At 48.1% G+C, this 16633-nt stretch carries 14 protein-coding genes and 1 pseudogene; all 15 read left to right on the plus strand.

Features of this window, described 5'->3' with window-relative positions; translation table 11 throughout:
• Nucleotides 1-60: 60 nt before the first annotated feature.
• Nucleotides 61-462 (plus strand): annotated as a pseudogene (locus ACOTXR_RS20375) (phosphomannomutase CpsG); the annotation flags it as partial.
• A 46-nt stretch (nucleotides 463-508) separates the two neighbouring features.
• Complete coding sequence (gene wcaJ, locus ACOTXR_RS20380) at nucleotides 509-1903, plus strand: undecaprenyl-phosphate glucose phosphotransferase (RefSeq protein WP_058691074.1); 1395 nt, start codon at nucleotides 509-511, stop codon at nucleotides 1901-1903.
• A gap of 1 nt (nucleotide 1904) precedes the next feature.
• On the plus strand, nucleotides 1905-3383 hold the full coding sequence (gene wzxC, locus ACOTXR_RS20385) for a colanic acid undecaprenyl disphosphate flippase WzxC (RefSeq protein WP_014884495.1): 1479 nt from the start codon (nucleotides 1905-1907) through the stop codon (nucleotides 3381-3383).
• A 17-nt stretch (nucleotides 3384-3400) separates the two neighbouring features.
• Nucleotides 3401-4681: a colanic acid biosynthesis pyruvyl transferase WcaK gene (gene wcaK, locus ACOTXR_RS20390; protein WP_058691073.1), complete on the plus strand. Its 1281-nt coding sequence runs from the start codon at nucleotides 3401-3403 to the stop codon at nucleotides 4679-4681.
• Nucleotides 4678-5898, plus strand: coding sequence for a colanic acid biosynthesis glycosyltransferase WcaL (gene wcaL, locus ACOTXR_RS20395; protein WP_058691072.1), 1221 nt, complete (start codon nucleotides 4678-4680; stop codon nucleotides 5896-5898). The genes wcaK and wcaL overlap by 4 nt, the downstream gene beginning before the upstream one ends.
• Nucleotides 5899-5910: 12 nt before the next feature.
• Nucleotides 5911-7302 (plus strand): colanic acid biosynthesis protein WcaM, encoded by a 1392-nt coding sequence (gene wcaM / locus ACOTXR_RS20400; protein WP_421767072.1) that lies wholly within the window; start codon nucleotides 5911-5913, stop codon nucleotides 7300-7302.
• A 176-nt stretch (nucleotides 7303-7478) separates the two neighbouring features.
• Complete coding sequence (gene galF / locus ACOTXR_RS20405; protein ID WP_032636058.1) at nucleotides 7479-8375, plus strand: GalU regulator GalF; 897 nt, start codon at nucleotides 7479-7481, stop codon at nucleotides 8373-8375.
• Between the two features lie 387 nt (nucleotides 8376-8762).
• Nucleotides 8763-9761, plus strand: coding sequence for a UDP-N-acetylglucosamine 4,6-dehydratase (inverting) (gene pseB, locus ACOTXR_RS20410; protein ID WP_047625690.1), 999 nt, complete (start codon nucleotides 8763-8765; stop codon nucleotides 9759-9761).
• On the plus strand, nucleotides 9761-10912 hold the full coding sequence (pseC, locus tag ACOTXR_RS20415) for a UDP-4-amino-4,6-dideoxy-N-acetyl-beta-L-altrosamine transaminase (protein ID WP_047625689.1): 1152 nt from the start codon (nucleotides 9761-9763) through the stop codon (nucleotides 10910-10912). The genes pseB and pseC overlap by 1 nt, the downstream gene beginning before the upstream one ends.
• Nucleotides 10913-11617, plus strand: coding sequence for a pseudaminic acid cytidylyltransferase (gene pseF, locus ACOTXR_RS20420; RefSeq protein WP_047625688.1), 705 nt, complete (start codon nucleotides 10913-10915; stop codon nucleotides 11615-11617).
• Nucleotides 11601-12689, plus strand: a complete 1089-nt coding sequence (gene pseG / locus ACOTXR_RS20425) for a UDP-2,4-diacetamido-2,4,6-trideoxy-beta-L-altropyranose hydrolase (protein ID WP_058691070.1) — start codon at nucleotides 11601-11603, stop codon at nucleotides 12687-12689. The genes pseF and pseG overlap by 17 nt, the downstream gene beginning before the upstream one ends.
• Before the next feature lie 21 nt (nucleotides 12690-12710).
• Nucleotides 12711-13298, plus strand: a complete 588-nt coding sequence (pseH, locus tag ACOTXR_RS20430) for a UDP-4-amino-4,6-dideoxy-N-acetyl-beta-L-altrosamine N-acetyltransferase (RefSeq protein ID WP_058691069.1) — start codon at nucleotides 12711-12713, stop codon at nucleotides 13296-13298.
• 33 nt (nucleotides 13299-13331) lie between these two features.
• Complete coding sequence (gene pseI / locus ACOTXR_RS20435) at nucleotides 13332-14381, plus strand: pseudaminic acid synthase (protein ID WP_058691068.1); 1050 nt, start codon at nucleotides 13332-13334, stop codon at nucleotides 14379-14381.
• A 10-nt stretch (nucleotides 14382-14391) separates the two neighbouring features.
• Complete coding sequence (locus ACOTXR_RS20440) at nucleotides 14392-15615, plus strand: lipopolysaccharide biosynthesis protein (RefSeq protein WP_127341154.1); 1224 nt, start codon at nucleotides 14392-14394, stop codon at nucleotides 15613-15615.
• 1 nt (nucleotide 15616) lies between these two features.
• Nucleotides 15617-16582: a polysialyltransferase family glycosyltransferase gene (locus ACOTXR_RS20445; RefSeq protein ID WP_078310369.1), complete on the plus strand. Its 966-nt coding sequence runs from the start codon at nucleotides 15617-15619 to the stop codon at nucleotides 16580-16582.
• Nucleotides 16583-16633 lie beyond the last annotated feature (51 nt).

Raw genomic sequence — 16633 nt, forward strand, 5'->3', positions numbered from 1 at the left:
TTTTTTTAAAACTTTACAACTTTAAAGTCTTTTTCAGGTTAAAGGATACAACTTTAATGTCTCTACACAGGCGAGATGAGCGCCCACCACTACTTCCGTGATTTTGCCTACTGCGACAGCGGGATGATCCCGTGGCTGCTGGTGACTGAACTCCTGTGTCTGAAAGGGAAAACGCTGGGTGAACTGGTGCGCGACCGCATGGCGGCGTTCCCGGCGAGCGGGGAGATCAACAGCAAGCTGGCGCAGCCCGCCGAGGCGATTGCCCGCGTGGAGCAACACTTTGCCATTCACGCGCTGGAAGTTGACCGCACCGACGGCATCAGCATGGCGTTTCCACAGTGGCGCTTTAACCTGCGCTCCTCCAATACCGAGCCGGTGGTACGCCTGAACGTGGAATCCCGCGCGGATACGGCGCTGATGGAAGCCCGAACGAAGGACATTCTGGCGCTGTTGAATCAGTAACAATTGCCCCTCCCGGCGGGAGGGGAAACCGAATACAGGAACAACGATGACGAATCTAAAAAAACGCGAACGAGCGAGAACGAATGCATCGTTAATCTCTATGGTGCAGCGTTTTTCTGATATCACCATCATGGTCGGCGGACTGTGGGCGGTGTGTCGGATCGGCGGGCTGCCGTTTTTATATATGCATCTGCTGATGGCGCTGATTGCGTTGGTCGTGTTTCAGATGATCGGCGGGATGACCGATTTCTACCGCTCGTGGCGCGGCGTGAAAATGACTACCGAACTGATGCTGTTGCTGCAGAACTGGACCCTGAGTCTGATCTTCAGCGCGGGCCTGGTAGCGTTCAGCCATGATTTCGATAATCGCCTCGTGACCTATCTCAGCTGGTATCTGCTGACCAGCGTCGGCATGGTGGTGTGCCGCTCCCTGATCCGCTTTGGCGCGGGCTGGCTGCGTAACCGCGGCTATAACCGTCGCTTTGTGGCGGTAGCAGGGGATTTACCGGTTGGAAGGGTTCTGCTCGAGAGCTTCCGCAAAGAGCCGTGGTTAGGGTTTGAAGTGGTGGGCATTTATCACGACGCGAAACCGGGCGGCGTGCCGTCGGACTGGGCGGGGAATTACGCCCAACTGATTGAAGACGCTAAAGCCGGAAAAATTCACAACGTTTATATCGCCATGCAGATGAAAGACGAATCCCGCATTAAGCAGCTGATGCGCGAGCTGGCGGATACCACCTGCTCGGTGATCCTCATCCCGGATGTGTTTACCTTCAACATTCTGCATTCCCGTATTGAAGAGGTGAACGGCGTGCCGGTGGTACCGCTGTACGATACGCCGTTGTCGGGCATTAACCGCGTGCTCAAGCGCGTGGAAGATATCGTGCTCTCTTCGCTGATTTTACTCCTCATCTCCCCGGTACTGTGCTGCATCGCTCTGGCGGTGAAGCTGAGCTCCCCCGGCCCGGTCATTTTCCGTCAGACCCGCTACGGCATGGACGGTAAGCCGATCATGGTCTGGAAATTCCGCTCTATGAAGGTGATGGAGAACGACAAGGTGGTCACCCAGGCGACGCAGAACGATCCGCGCGTCACCCGTGTAGGTAACTTCCTGCGTCGCACCTCGCTGGACGAGCTGCCGCAGTTTATCAATGTCTTTACCGGCGGCATGTCGATTGTTGGCCCCCGTCCGCACGCCGTGGCGCACAACGAGCAGTACCGCTCGCTGATTGAAGGCTACATGCTGCGCCATAAGGTGAAGCCGGGCATCACCGGCTGGGCACAGATCAACGGCTGGCGCGGTGAAACCGATACGCTGGAAAAAATGGAAAAACGCATCGAGTTCGATCTGGAGTACATCCGCGAGTGGAGCCTCTGGTTCGATATCAAGATTGTTTTTCTGACCATTTTCAAAGGCTTCGTGAACAAAGCGGCGTACTAAGATGAGCTTACGTGAAAAAACCATCAGCGGCGCCAAGTGGTCAGCGATGGCGACCATCGTCATCATTGGCCTCGGTCTGGTGCAGATGACGGTGCTGGCGCGCATTATTGATAATCACCAGTTCGGCCTGCTGACCGTCTCGCTGGTGATTATTGCGCTGGCCGACACGCTGTCGGACTTTGGTATCGCCAACTCGATTATCCAGCGTAAAGAGATCAGCCATCTGGAGCTGACCACGCTCTACTGGCTGAATGTGGGGCTGGGTATTTTCGTATTTGTGCTGGTCTTTCTGCTGAGCGGTACTATCGCCAGCGTGCTACACAACCCGGATCTCGCCCCGCTGATGCGCACATTGTCCTTTGCCTTCGTGGTGATCCCACACGGGCAGCAGTTCCGCGCGCTGATGCAGAAAGAGCTGGAGTTCAACAAAATCGGCATGATCGAAACCAGCGCCGTGCTGGCGGGCTTTACCTTCACCGTGGTCAGCGCCCATTTCTGGCCGCTGGCGATGACGGCCATCCTCGGTTACCTGGTCAACTCCGCCGTGCGTACGCTGCTGTTTGGCTATTTTGGCCGCAAAATTTATCGCCCGGGGCTGCATTTCTCTCTCGCGTCCGTCTCGTCTAACCTGCGCTTTGGCGCGTGGCTGACGGCGGACAGCATCATTAACTACGTGAATACCAACCTCTCAACACTGGTGCTGGCACGTATTCTTGGGGCGAGCGTCGCGGGGGGCTACAACCTGGCCTATAACGTTGCGGTTGTACCGCCGATGAAGCTGAACCCGATTATCACCCGCGTCCTGTTCCCGGCGTTTGCCAAGATTCAGGACGATACCGAAAAGCTGCGCGTTAATTTTTACAAGCTGCTGTCCGTGGTAGGGATCATCAACTTCCCGGTGCTGCTGGGGTTGATGGTGGTCTCGAGCAACTTCGTACCGCTGGTGTTTGGCGAGAAGTGGAACGGCATTATCCCGATCCTGCAATTGCTCTGCGTGGTGGGGCTGCTGCGCTCCGTGGGGAATCCGATTGGTTCGCTGCTGATGGCGAAGGCACGGGTGGATATCAGCTTCAAGTTCAACGTGTTCAAAACCTTCCTGTTTATTCCGGCAATTATCGTCGGTGGCCATATGGCGGGCGCCATCGGCGTCACGCTGGGCTTCCTGCTGGTGCAGGTAGTCAATACCGTTCTGAGCTACTTCATCATGATTAAGCCGGTGCTGGGCTCCAGCTACCGTCAGTACATTTTGAGTCTGTGGCTGCCGTTTTACCTCTCACTGCCAACCCTGGCTGTGAGCTACGGTCTGGGCATTATCCTTCGCGGCCATCTGCCGCTGGCCGCACTGCTGGCGGTGCAGGTGGCCGCCGGCGCGCTGGCATTTGGCGTGATGATTGTGCTGTCACGCAATGCGCTGGTGGTCGAAATGAAGCGCCAGTTTTGCCGTAACGAAAAAATGAAAACGCTGCTTCGCGCAGGCTAGTTATTTAAGAGGCCATTATGAAATTATTAATTCTTGGCAACCATACCTGCGGCAACCGTGGCGACAGCGCCATCCTGCGCGGTTTACTGGATGCAATTAACACCCTTAAGCCTGAGACCGAAGTGGACGTGATGAGCCGTTATCCGGTCAGCTCATCCTGGCTACTGAACCGCCCGGTAATGGGTGACCCGCTCTACAGCCAGATGAAACAGCATAACAACGCCGCAGGCGTGATGGGGCGGGTCAAGAAAGTCCTGCGTCGTCGCTACCAGCACCAGGTGCTACTTTCCCGCGTGACGGATACCGGCAAGCTGCGCAACATTGCGATTGCGCAGGGCTTTACCGATTTCGTGCGGCTGCTGTCCGGCTACGACGCGATTATTCAGGTTGGCGGTTCGTTCTTCGTCGATCTCTACGGCGTACCGCAGTTTGAACATGCGCTCTGCACGTTTATGGCCAAAAAGCCGTTGTTTATGATTGGCCACAGCGTCGGACCTTTCCAGGATCCGCAGTTTAACCAGCTGGCGAACTATGTCTTTGGGCACTGCGACGCGCTGATCCTGCGTGAGTCGGTGAGTCTGGATATGATGAAGCGCAGCGAAATTGACACGTCTAAAGTAGAACACGGCGTGGACACCGCCTGGCTGGTGGATCATCAGGATGACAGCTTCCAGGCAAGCTACGCGGTACAGCACTGGCTGGACGTGGCGGCAAAACAAAAAACGGTCGCCATCACGCTGCGTGAACTGGCTCCCTTTGATAAACGGCTAGGCACCACCCAGGCGGCGTATGAGAAAGCCTTTGCCGACGTGGTGAACCGCGTGCTGGACAGCGGTTATCAGGTACTGGCGCTTTCCACCTGTACCGGCATCGACAGCTACAACAAAGATGACCGCATGGTGGCGCTGAACCTGCGCAACCTGGTTAACGATCCGTCCCGTTATCACGTTGTGATGGATGAGCTGAACGACCTTGAAATGGGCAAGCTGCTCGGCGCCTGTGACCTGACCATCGGCACCCGCCTGCATTCGGCCATTATCTCCATGAACTTCGGTACGCCGGCCATCGCCATTAACTACGAACACAAATCCGCCGGGATTATGCAGCAGCTTGGCATGCCGGAAATGGCCGTGGATATCCGTCATCTGCTGGATGGTTCGCTTGGTGCGATGGCGGGGGACACGCTGGGTCAACTGCCCGCCATCAACGAACGGCTGGCCGTGGCGGTGAAAGCCGAGCGCGAGAAGGGCATTGGCATGGTGAAATCGGTACTCGACCGCGTACGGGAGGGGAAATGAAGGTTGGTTTCTTCTTACTGAAATTTCCGCTGTCGTCCGAGACCTTTGTGCTGAACCAAATTACCGCGTTTATCGATATGGGATATGACGTGGAGATTATCGCCCTGCAAAAGGGCGATACCCAAAACACCCATGCGGCCTATACCCAGTATGGGCTGGAGGCGAAAACCCGCTGGCTGCAGGATGAGCCTTCCGAGAAGTTGAGCAAGCTGCGCCACCGGGCCAGCCAGACCTTACGCGGGATCCATCGGCCGCAGACCTGGCGGGCGCTGAATGTTTCCCGCTATGGGTCCGAATCTCGCAATCTGATCCTGTCGGCCATCTGCGGGCAAACGGCGCAGCCGTATCGTGCCGATGTGTTTATCGCCCACTTCGGCCCGGCGGGGGTCACTGCCGCGAAGCTGCGCGAACTGGGGGTAATAGACGGCAAGATTGCGACTATTTTCCACGGAATCGACATCTCAAGCCGTGAAGTGTTGAACCACTATACGCCAGAGTATCAGCAGCTTTTCCGCCGCGGTGATATGATGCTGCCCATCAGCGACCTGTGGGCCGGACGCCTGAAAAGTATGGGCTGCCCGGGTGAGAAGATTGCCGTTTCGCGCATGGGCGTCGATTTAACGCGCTTTACGCGTCGTCCGGTGAAGGTGCCGGGAAAACCGCTACAGATCATCTCTGTGGCACGTCTGACCGAAAAGAAAGGTCTGCATGTGGCCATTGAGGCCTGCCGTCAGCTAAAAGCGCGCGGGGTGGCGTTCCACTATCGCATTCTCGGCATTGGGCCGTGGGAACGTCGTCTGCGCACGCTTATCGAACAGTATCAGCTGGACGATGTCGTGGAGATGCCGGGCTTTAAGCCGAGCCATGAAGTTAAGGCCATGCTCGATGAGGCGGACGTGTTCCTGCTGCCCTCCGTGACGGGCGCCGATGGTGACATGGAAGGCATTCCGGTGGCGCTGATGGAGGCTATGGCCGTGGGTATTCCGGTGGTATCGACCCTGCACAGCGGGATCCCGGAGCTGATTAAATCTGACCATTCCGGCTGGCTGGTGCCGGAGAATAACGCGATGGCCCTTGCTGACCGGTTAGCGGCCTTCAGCGACATCGACCAGCAGGCGCTGGAGCCCGTGCTTCACAATGCCAGACAAAAAGTAGAAACCGATTTTAACCAGCAGGTGATAAATCGCCAGTTAGCGAGCCTGCTGCAAACGCTGTAACGCCGAGGTTGTATGCTGAAAACGATTACCCGACGCACTTTTGTCTCTTCTCTGTCCGTTCTGGCGGCCACGCCGCTGCTGTCGTCCCGCCTCGCGCGGGCGGCAGGCGGAAAGACGGTCTCTGTTAATCAGTACAATAACAACGACTGGATCGCTGCCTTTAAGCAGGCGTTTAAAGAGGGTGACATCGTCGTTGTCCCGCCGGGACTCACCTGCGAAAACATCAATACGGGCATTTTCATTCCTGACGGTAAAACGCTGCTGATCCGCGGGGCGTTAACCGGCAACGGGCGCGGCCGCTTTGTTCTGCAGGAAGGCTGCAAGGTCATTGGCGAAGGGGCAGGGCGCACGGAGAACATTACGCTCGACGTTCGTGGCTCAGATTGTGTGATTAAAGGGCTGGCAATGAGTGGGTTTGGCCCGGTAACGCAGATCTACATTGGCGGTAAGAAACCCAAAGTGATGCGCAATTTGCTGATTGATAATATCAGCGTGAGCCAGGCTAACTACGCTATCCTGCGTCAGGGTTTTCATAACCAGATCGATGGGGCCCGTATTACCAACAGCAAATTCAGCCACCTGCAGGGCGATGCGATTGAGTGGAATGTGGCGATCAATGACCGCAATATCCTGATCTCCGATCACGTCATCGACAACATCAACTGCACCAACGGCAAGATCAACTGGGGTATCGGTATTGGCCTCGCCGGGAGCACCTACGACAACGACTATCCTGAAAAACAGACCGTTAAGAACTTCGTGGTGGCCAACATCACCGGCAGCAACTGTCGCCAGCTGGTACATGTTGAAAACGGTAAACACTTTGTTATCCGCAATATAAAGGCCGAAAATATTACCCCCGACTTCAGTAAAAAGGCGGGAATAGATAACGCCACGGTAGCTATTTATGGCTGTGATAATTTCATTATTGATAATGTCGATATGGTCAATAATGCCGGAATGCTAATTGGCTATGGGGTCATTAAAGGCGATTATTTGTCCATTCCCCAGAACTTCAAGCTAAACAATATTCATCTGGATAATCGCCAGCTTGCGTATAAGCTGCGCGGAATCCAAATATCATCCGGCAATGCCACCTCCTTTGTGGCGATCACCAACGTCGAGATGAAGCGCGCGACGTTTGAGCTGCACAATAAGCCGCAGCATCTGTTCTTACGTAATATCAACGTGATGCAGGAGGCTGCTACCGGTCCTGCGCTGAAGATAAACTTTGACTTACGTAAGGATGTGCGGGGCAAATTTATGGCCAAAGATGAGACCCTGCTGTCACTGGCGAACATAAAAGCGGTGAATGAGAAGGGGCAGAGCTCGGTGGATATTGACCGGGTGGACCAGCAGGTGGTGAATGTGGAAAGGCTTAACTTTGCACTTCCGCGCAAATAATCGACGATCGTCTTTTTTGAGACTATTCCTGGCACATAAGCGCGATCGAATCAGATTACAACTACAGAAATTTGTGATGCTGGGGCGTAACATTACCTCAGGATTACGGCAAATCATGCTGGCGAAAACAGGTTTAAGAGCTATAATTCGTCAACCATTTTAAGGTGGAAGAAACAATGATTAATTTGAAAGCAGTCATTCCGGTAGCAGGCCTGGGCATGCATATGTTGCCAGCCACAAAAGCCATTCCTAAAGAAATGCTGCCGATCGTCGACAAACCGATGATTCAATACATCGTCGACGAGATTGTTGCTGCAGGGATCAAAGAAATCGTCCTGGTTACGCACTCGTCCAAGAATGCGGTTGAAAACCACTTCGACACCTCTTACGAACTCGAAGCGTTGCTTGAGCAGCGCGTCAAACGCCAGCTGCTGGCGGAAGTGCAATCTATTTGTCCACCTGGCGTGACCATCATGAACGTGCGCCAGGCGCAGCCGCTGGGGCTGGGCCACTCCATCCTGTGTGCCCGTCCGGTCGTCGGTGATAACCCGTTCATCGTTGTTCTTCCGGACATCATCATTGATACCGCGTCTGCCGATCCGCTGCGCTACAACCTGGCGGCCATGGTGGCGCGTTTCAACGAAACCGGTCGCAGCCAGGTGCTGGCGAAACGCATGAAGGGCGATCTTTCTGAGTACTCTGTGATTCAGACGAAAGAAGCGCTGGAGACGGAAGGGCAGGTGAGCCGCATCGTTGAGTTCATCGAAAAGCCGGATCAGCCGCAGACGCTGGACTCCGACCTGATGGCGGTGGGTCGTTATGTTCTGAATGCCGATATCTGGGCGGAACTGGAAAAAACCGAGCCAGGCGCCTGGGACCGTATTCAGCTGACTGACGCGATTGCTGAGCTGGCGAAGAAGCAGTCTGTGGATGCCATGCTGATGACGGGTGACAGCTATGACTGCGGTAAGAAAATGGGGTATATGCAGGCGTTTGTGAACTATGGGCTGCGTAACCTGAAGGAAGGGGCGAAGTTCAGAAGCCGGATTGAGAAGCTGCTGGCCAACGACTGATACGCATTTTATTGCGTGGGTCGAATATCGATGAACGACAGCAACCCCTCATATGGGCGGTATAGTCCTGGTGAGTGGGTGCTGTCGTTTTTTTTTATAAAAAATGATTCATTACAGACAGTTATAGTATGTCGTTTTGTTTCTTTACTTAACGATTTTTGCTTGTTTCTACTTTCAATTAGGACGACAATTGTCACCACATTTGCGATTGGTCCGGTAAGCGATCTTTCTGGTTTTGATCGTAAAGACTCACACGTCTTGATTATTCTCAGTGCACTGGTAGCTGTAAAGCCAGGGGCGGTAGCGTGGGGAAATGCCCTTGCGGGCCTGGGTTACAATCTCTTCAATTGTAGCAACCTATATGTTGATATTTTCTGGTGAAAAAACATGTTTGATAATAAAACGATTCTGGTAACTGGCGGCACGGGTTCTTTTGGCAATAAGTTTGTTCGCATGACGCTTGAAAAATATAATCCTAAGAAGATTATTATTTATTCACGTGATGAAATGAAACAGTGGGAAATGGCTAAACATTTCAAAGATGAAAGTCGTATCCGCTTCTTCATTGGGGATGTGCGTGACAAAGATCGTCTGTACCGTGCGCTGGATGGTGTTGATTTCGTGGTGCATGCTGCAGCTACTAAAATCGTACCTACCGCAGAATACAACCCATTCGAATGTGTAAAAACCAACATTAATGGCGCAATGAACGTTATCGATGCCTGTATTGATAAAGGTATTGAGCGCGTGGTTGCACTGTCTACCGACAAAGCAAGCAGCCCAGCAAACCTGTACGGTGCAACTAAGCTGGCCTCTGACAAACTATTTGTCGCCGGTAACTCTTATTCTGGCGCCACCAAAACCCGCTTTGCCGTCGTTCGTTACGGTAACGTGATGGGTTCCCGTGGTTCCGTTATTCCTTTCTTCCTGTCCATCAAAGACAAGGGTGAGCTGCCAATCACTGATGACCGCATGACACGCTTCATGATCACCCTGGAGCAGGGCGTTGAGCTGGTATGGCATGCCTTCAATGATATGGAAGGCGGCGAGATCTACGTTAAGAAAATCCCCTCAATGAAAGTGACTGATGTTGCAACAGCCGTTGCACCAGATGCTGCTCAGAAAGTGATTGGTATTCGTCCTGGTGAAAAACTGCATGAGCAAATGATTAGTGCTGAAGATGCGCACTACACCTATGAGTATCCTGAACACTTCAAAATTCTGCCTGCAATCCATAACTGGTGCGATTCTCCAGAACGTATTAAAGATGGCAAGCGCGTTCCTGAAGGCTTCGTTTACGAAAGTGATAGCAATGCAGAATGGATGAGCATTGAAGAGCTGCGTCAATGGATTGATGATAATCGTGAAAAAGTAGGCAATATCTGATGAAATTTATCCCCTATGGACGGCAGGATATCTCTGATGAAGATATCAATGCAGTTGTGGGCGTACTGAAGTCTGATTTCTTGACTCAGGGGCCATGTGTTCCACAGTTCGAGCAGGCCATCGCTGATTACGTCGGCGTTAAGCACGCCGTTGCGGTAAACAGTGCAACGTCTGCACTTCATATTGCATGCCTTGCACTGGGGCTGAAAAAAGGTGACTGGCTGTGGACATCGCCTAACACCTTCGTGGCTTCGGCGAACTGTGGGCTCTATTGCGATGCAAATGTAAGCTTTGTGGATATCGATCCGCAGACTTACAACATGAGCGTTGCAGCGCTGAAAACCAAACTCATTGCGGCGAGAGCTGAAGGCAAATTACCTAAAATCGTTGTGCCGGTAGCGTTTGCTGGACAGTCATGCGATATGGAAGCGATCCATCAGCTTTCGAAAGAGTATGGTTTTGCCATTATTGAAGATGCATCACATGCCATCGGCGGCAACTACCAGGGTGCCAAAATTGGCAATTCTCGTTTTGCTGATATCACTATTCTGAGCTTCCACCCGGTTAAGATCATCACCACGGCGGAAGGCGGTATGGCGCTGACGAACAATGACGCACTGGCTGAAAGCATGCAGCTTTTCCGCAGCCACGGTATTACGCGTGACGGCGATAAAATGACCAAAGCGTCTGAAGGTGGTTGGTACTACCAGCAGGTTGATCTTGGTTTGAACTACCGCATGACCGAACTGCAGGCTGCACTGGGGGTGACCCAACTTAAGCGTATCGATGGATTTGTAGCGCGCCGTCATGAACTCGCAAAACGTTACCATACTGCGTTTGATGGCATTCCCGTGATGACACCTCTGCAAGCTGAAAGTGGCTACAGTGCATTTCATCTTTACCCGTTAACGGTAAACGATCCTGCCATGCGTAAGCCATTATTCGATCACCTGCGTGAAAAAGGGATTGGTGTTAACGTGCACTACATTCCCGTTCACACTCAACCGTACTATGAGCAGTTAGGGCACAAAGCAGGGGATTACCCGGTAGCGGAGGATTACTACGCGCGTGCAATTAGCATTCCTATGTACTCCACGTTGACAGATGAAGAGCAGGATTACGTCATCGAATGCATCCGGGAGTTCTTTTAAATGAATGTGGCAATCATCCCTGCGCGTGGTGGCAGTAAACGTATTCCACGCAAAAACATTAAAGAATTTTGTGGGAAACCAATGATTGCCTGGTCTATTGAAGCCGCTCTGAAGAGCGGCGTCTTTGATCGAATCATTGTGTCAACAGATGATGAAGAGATTGCTGAGGTTGCGCGTGAGTATGGCGCGGAAGTGCCTTTTATGCGCCCAGCCGAGTTGTCGAATGACTATGCGGGTACGATCCCTGTTATTCATCATGCCGCTGACTGGCTTTTATCTCAAGGTGCTAAACCTAATTATGTTTGTTGTATATATGCAACCGCGCCTTTTATACAAGCCGAAGATTTAGAGAAAGGTTTAGATCTTATCAAGAAAAAGAATAGCGATTATTGTTTTTCTGTTACGAGCTTTCCTTACCCCATTCAGCGCGCGTTGAAAATCAACGATGATGACCAAATCAGCATGTTTGACCCAGAACAGTTTAACGTCCGATCTCAGGATTTAGTTGAGGCATGGCATGATGCAGGCCAATTCTACTGGGGAAACATTGATGCGTGGTTGTCGGAGAAAGCTGTTTTTAAATCACATGCAACTCCACTGGTTTTACCCAGAGAACGTGTACAGGACATTGATACGCTGGAAGACTGGCGTTTAGCCGAGCTGATGTTTAAGATTAACAGAGTCAAAGATGAAAATCGCTTTTAGGGTCGATGCCTCTCTTTCCATTGGCTCAGGACATGTTGTTCGTTGCCTTACCCTCGCGGATGCATTAAGGAAAAAAGGGGCACATTGTGTTTTCATCACCAAAGCACATCCCGGGAATCTAATAGAATTTATTAAATCACGATCGTTTGACGTGTTTATTCTTCCTACAGAACCTGATTCCAGTGAAGAATATATCCAAAATGAAAAATTTTGGCTAGGTGGAACGCAACGCGATGATGCAATCAAGTCCATAAACCTTTGCAATTCCAACAACTTTGCTCCGGATGCGTTGATAACGGATCATTATTCCTTGGATGAGTCGTGGGAAAGAATTTTCCAATCTCATTTCCCTGAAGCAAAAATCGTTGTAATTGATGATTTATGTAACAGAAAACATGAATGTTACTTTTTAATTGATTCGACGATAGAAAGACAAAGCGCGGAGTATGAACCGTTTGTTTCACCAGAATGTATTTTATTAACAGGTACTGACTACGCGTTGCTTAGAGAAGATTTTGCTCAGCTGCGTGCTCTGGCAGTTGAAAAACGTAAAAATATTGCTTCGCCCCGTAAGGTATTAATTACTATGGGCGGCGTTGATATAAATAATATCACTGGCACGCTTCTTAAAAAGATATCTAATAGTATTGATACGCAAATAGATCTGATTACGGTTGTCCTGGGCGCAAGCTGTCCCCATAAAGATGAAATAAAACGTATCGCCAAAGAGTGTAAGTTTAATGTTGAGGTATTAATAAATATCAATAACATGCCTCAGGTAATGCTCGAAAATGATATCGCAATTGGAGCTTTAGGGAGTACGACCTGGGAAAGAGCTGTTTTAGGACTGCCTACAATCAACTTGGCCATTGCTGAAAATCAGTTAGTTATAGTTGAAAAGCTCATCGATAAAGGCTTCATTGTATTCAGCGATACTAATTTTTCTGAAGAGGATTTAGCGGCCGCCTGGCGTAAGTTGCAGGATGAATATCAAGATCTGGTAGCCAGGTCTTTCGCGTTGTGCGACGGTGCAGGATTGCAACGCGTAGTTACGTCTTTATGTAAAATGTAGGTTAATATTTAAGGAAGAACTATGACTAATTCGAACGTTAAAAAATTAAATTTAGTTAATATTGTTCAGACCTCCAAAGATGTCCAGGAAAGCGTTCGTCTTATCAGGAATGAAGAGCAGGTAAGAAAATGGATGTATACCGATCACGTCATTTCGACAGAAGAACATGACAATTGGCTCACACGATTGAATACGGACAATAGGAATATTGTTTTTGTGGTTATCGAAAACGAAGAGCCCGTAGGTGTTGTCAGCGTAAATGCCATTGATAATACGCATCAAAAAGCCGATTGGGCGTACTATCTTACTGCAACTGCGCGGTCCGGTGTTGGCGCAGTGCTTGAATTCTTTGTTATTGATTATGTTTTCAACGAACTCAAACTCAGTAAACTAAACTGTGAAGTTATTGAGCACAATGATGCTGTTGTTCGGTTACATGAGAAGTTTGGTTTTAAAAAAGAAGGTTTCAGAGAATCGAACATCTTAAAAAATGGCGAAAGGCTAGGTGTTCATTTTTTGGGGCTGACGAAAGAAGGATGGGAAGCTATCCGTCAGGGTTTGAAAGATAAGTATTCGAAGATCTTCTCCCAATATGAAGTTATTATCTGAACGTTTTAATTAAAATGTATTTTGAGGTAAAAAATGAGTAGCATTTCTATTGACGGCCGCCAGATTGGGAAAGATTTTCCACCGTATATTATTGCAGAACTTTCTGCGAACCATAATGGTGATATTAATCGCGCGTTTAAGATTATGGAAGAGGCAAAAGCTGCAGGTGCGGATGCGATAAAATTACAGACTTATCGCGCGGATACCATCACCATCGATTGTGATACTGAGGACTTTCAGATCCATGGTGGTTTATGGGATGGCCAAACGCTATTCAATTTGTATAAAGGTGCCCAAATGCCATGGGAATGGCATAAGCCCTTGTTTGAAAAGGCGAAAGAGCTGGGGATAACCATTTTCAGTAGTCCTTTTGATTTTACCGCCGTCGATCTGCTTGAGGAACTGGGCGCTCCAGCATATAAAATAGCCTCCTTTGAAGCTATTGATATACCGCTGATTAAGTATGTCGCAAAGACCGGCAAGCCGATGATAATTTCAACCGGAATGGCCGATGAACAAGAAATCCTTGAAGCGATAACTGCCGCACGAGAAGGGGGCTGTAAAGAGCTAGTTGTTCTGCAATGTGTTAGTGGTTATCCAGCTCCTGCGGAAGAATACAATCTTGCAACGATACCCGATATGGCAGAACGGTTTGGTGTTATAGCAGGCCTATCCGATCACACTATAGATAACACGACTGCAGTAGCTTCAGTCGTACTTGGTGCATGTGTGATTGAAAAGCATGTCACGCTCGATCGTAACGGCGGGGGACCTGATGATAGTTTTTCATTAGAACCTGCGGAATTAACTGCGTTGTGCCGAGATGCAAAAACAGCCTGGAAAGCGCTGGGACGCGTTAACTATGAACGTAAAGAGAGTGAAAAAGGAAATGTTAAGTTCCGTCGTTCACTTTATGTAGTGAAGGATGTAAAAAAAGGTGAAAAACTGACCAGTGAAAATGTTAAGAGCATTCGTCCTGGGTTTGGTTTAGCGCCAAAGCACTATGAAGAGGTCCTTGGAAAGGTTGCAGGTCAAGATCTTAAAAAAGGGACACCTCTTCAATTCAAATTTATTGAAAATTAGAATCTTTTTTATGCGAGCTATTTTTAATAAGCTTTTCCCCCTCTCTTTAAGAGGGGGGGCATTAGCCAGTAAGTTTATCCTCATAATATTTATTAGCCATTATTATGACTTGTCGAACTTAGGTGAATATGCCTTAGTGGTTGCTGGGGTTAGCTATGTAGGCTATTTATTGGGATTTGATTTTTATACCTATTCTTCACGAAAAATAATTGGCGCGCCAGAAATAAAACAAGCTTCATACCTAAAAAACCAGTTCTCTCTTTATTTTTTACACTATTTCTTATTGATCTCTTGCTTATTGATGGCTTTTGTTATTTCTCCACCATGGATAAATTTAGCTATCGTGTTCGTCGCACTAATTATCCTTGAGCATTGCTCGCAAGAAGTCATGCGACTACTGGTAATATATGAGCATCCATTAAGCGCAAACATCCAGTTCTTTATTCGCAATGGGCTTTGGGTATATATTTATATACTTTTTGTTATCATCAATGGTCATATTGATTTTAATTACATCTGGTGTTTTTGGATTTCAGCAGAAATTGTAAGTTTATTTTTTATTAGCATAATTTTAAAGAAAATCCCATTGCCATTGATACTCAAATCCGAAATTAATTGGAGGTGGATTATTGAAGGCATGAAAGTATGCTTACCATTGCTAATTTCCACGCTTTCGCTACGAGGTATATTCACAGCTGACAGATATATTCTTGGTATATACGATAGCAAAGAGATAGTTGGGATATATTCCTATTTTTCCAGTTTTTCTTCATCAATAATGGCATTCGTTGATGCTGGCGTTGTAATGCTCTTCTATCCGAGATTAGTAAAATATGCTAAAGACGGAAACAAAGAAAGGTTTACTAGTACGAAGAGTAAATTCCTTAAATATCTGATTTTAACTAGTGTCATTATATCATTTATTCTAATTTTGTGTGTGCCGTTACTTTCTGAGCTTTCTGGGAAAAAAGATTTTTTAAATTCTTTACCTTTATTTTATGTGCTCTTATCGGGTTCAATAATTTATTGTATATCTCTAGTGTATCATTTTGAGTTATATGCAAAAAACAATGATAAGGCCATAATCACATCTAGTGTTGTTGCATTTTGTATTTCAGTACTTTTAATGTTTATTTTGGGTTCTCTTTATTCATCGCTTGGGATAGCTATAAGTCAACTTATAGGCATAATAATACTATTCCTGGCAAAATTTAAATTTTGCAAGACAGGGTAAAATGACCAATTTAATATTTATTTCTGGAGTGCTGAATGAAAGTCATTTGGTATACGTTTCCTCTTATATCCATAAGTTAAAAACGGAGCATGCTGCAGATTTCAAACTATGCTACGAAAATAACAAAAGATTCTTATCAAGTAGTAAAATTGATCCAGCTGTAATTGAAAAATGGTTAGGAAAGGTTGAGTTTGTTGAACAGGGTGAAATTGTACGTGCCGGTTCTTACAAAAAAATCGTTCATATATTCATCGGTTCCGTAGGTATTAAACCAGCTATTTTAATGCGGTTACGCAATTTTACCTCATCTATCTCTAATGTTGTTATTGATGAAGGGATCGGTTCGGTGAATGGCGTTGATGCCATGGCAAAAGTCTATATGCGTGAGCGAAGCCCTAATCTGATGAAAGCCTATCTATACGCATGTATCTACAAATTCGTTAAAAGAGGGTTTCTTGCTAACGAAATATGGAAACTCTTTTATGGTCAAGAACCAAATAAACATATTATTAACTTTATCAAAGATCACTGCGAGCCGAAAGAGATGGCTACAAGTGAATATTTCCTTTTGTTAACGCAGCCTTGGGTTAAACTTGGTGTTCTAAATAATAAAGAATACGAGGGTTTTCTAACGCAACTAATAAATGTTTTGAATGCATTAGGGGCTAAATTAATAGTAAAAGCACATCCTTCAGAAGATTTGCATTTCTATAAAAATATGGGAGTCAAAGTATTTGACACATTGACACCGGTAGAACTTTGTTTTGACGAGCGCAATTGCCGCGCCGTACTTGGCTTCAACAGCACATCTCTTATTTTACTAAATATAATTTATCGAGTTCCAACATTCAGACTACGATTTGACAAACTAGATACTAAAGTCAGCTGTTCAGCTATGCAGGAGTCGTTATTCGAAAAGTATTCAAGTCCTCGCATGAGTTTGACCGAGATTCTAAATGTTTTGTAAGTGAGCGCTAATATGCCCATTTTTATTGTTTTTATTTTTTCATTTCTAATT

This window comes from Enterobacter cloacae complex sp. IR53030, from assembly GCF_049238365.1.
Classification (GTDB): Bacteria; Pseudomonadota; Gammaproteobacteria; order Enterobacterales; family Enterobacteriaceae; genus Enterobacter; species Enterobacter kobei.

Excerpts from the sequence above, each read along its gene's own strand:
- ACOTXR_RS20445 (WP_078310369.1), top strand. The coding sequence starts at position 15,617 with ATGACCAATTTAATATTTATTTCTGGAGTGCTGAATGAAAGTCATTTG.
- wcaL (WP_058691072.1), top strand. The coding sequence starts at position 4,678 with ATGAAGGTTGGTTTCTTCTTACTGAAATTTCCGCTGTCGTCCGAGACC.
- pseF (WP_047625688.1), top strand. The coding sequence starts at position 10,913 with ATGAATGTGGCAATCATCCCTGCGCGTGGTGGCAGTAAACGTATTCCA.
- wcaJ (WP_058691074.1), top strand. The coding sequence starts at position 509 with ATGACGAATCTAAAAAAACGCGAACGAGCGAGAACGAATGCATCGTTA.
- ACOTXR_RS20440 (WP_127341154.1), top strand. The coding sequence starts at position 14,392 with ATGCGAGCTATTTTTAATAAGCTTTTCCCCCTCTCTTTAAGAGGGGGG.
- pseI (WP_058691068.1), top strand. The coding sequence starts at position 13,332 with ATGAGTAGCATTTCTATTGACGGCCGCCAGATTGGGAAAGATTTTCCA.
- pseG (WP_058691070.1), top strand. The coding sequence starts at position 11,601 with ATGAAAATCGCTTTTAGGGTCGATGCCTCTCTTTCCATTGGCTCAGGA.
- wcaM (WP_421767072.1), top strand. The coding sequence starts at position 5,911 with ATGCTGAAAACGATTACCCGACGCACTTTTGTCTCTTCTCTGTCCGTT.
- pseB (WP_047625690.1), top strand. The coding sequence starts at position 8,763 with ATGTTTGATAATAAAACGATTCTGGTAACTGGCGGCACGGGTTCTTTT.
- pseC (WP_047625689.1), top strand. The coding sequence starts at position 9,761 with ATGAAATTTATCCCCTATGGACGGCAGGATATCTCTGATGAAGATATC.
- galF (WP_032636058.1), top strand. The coding sequence starts at position 7,479 with ATGATTAATTTGAAAGCAGTCATTCCGGTAGCAGGCCTGGGCATGCAT.
- wcaK (WP_058691073.1), top strand. The coding sequence starts at position 3,401 with ATGAAATTATTAATTCTTGGCAACCATACCTGCGGCAACCGTGGCGAC.
- wzxC (WP_014884495.1), top strand. The coding sequence starts at position 1,905 with ATGAGCTTACGTGAAAAAACCATCAGCGGCGCCAAGTGGTCAGCGATG.
- pseH (WP_058691069.1), top strand. The coding sequence starts at position 12,711 with ATGACTAATTCGAACGTTAAAAAATTAAATTTAGTTAATATTGTTCAG.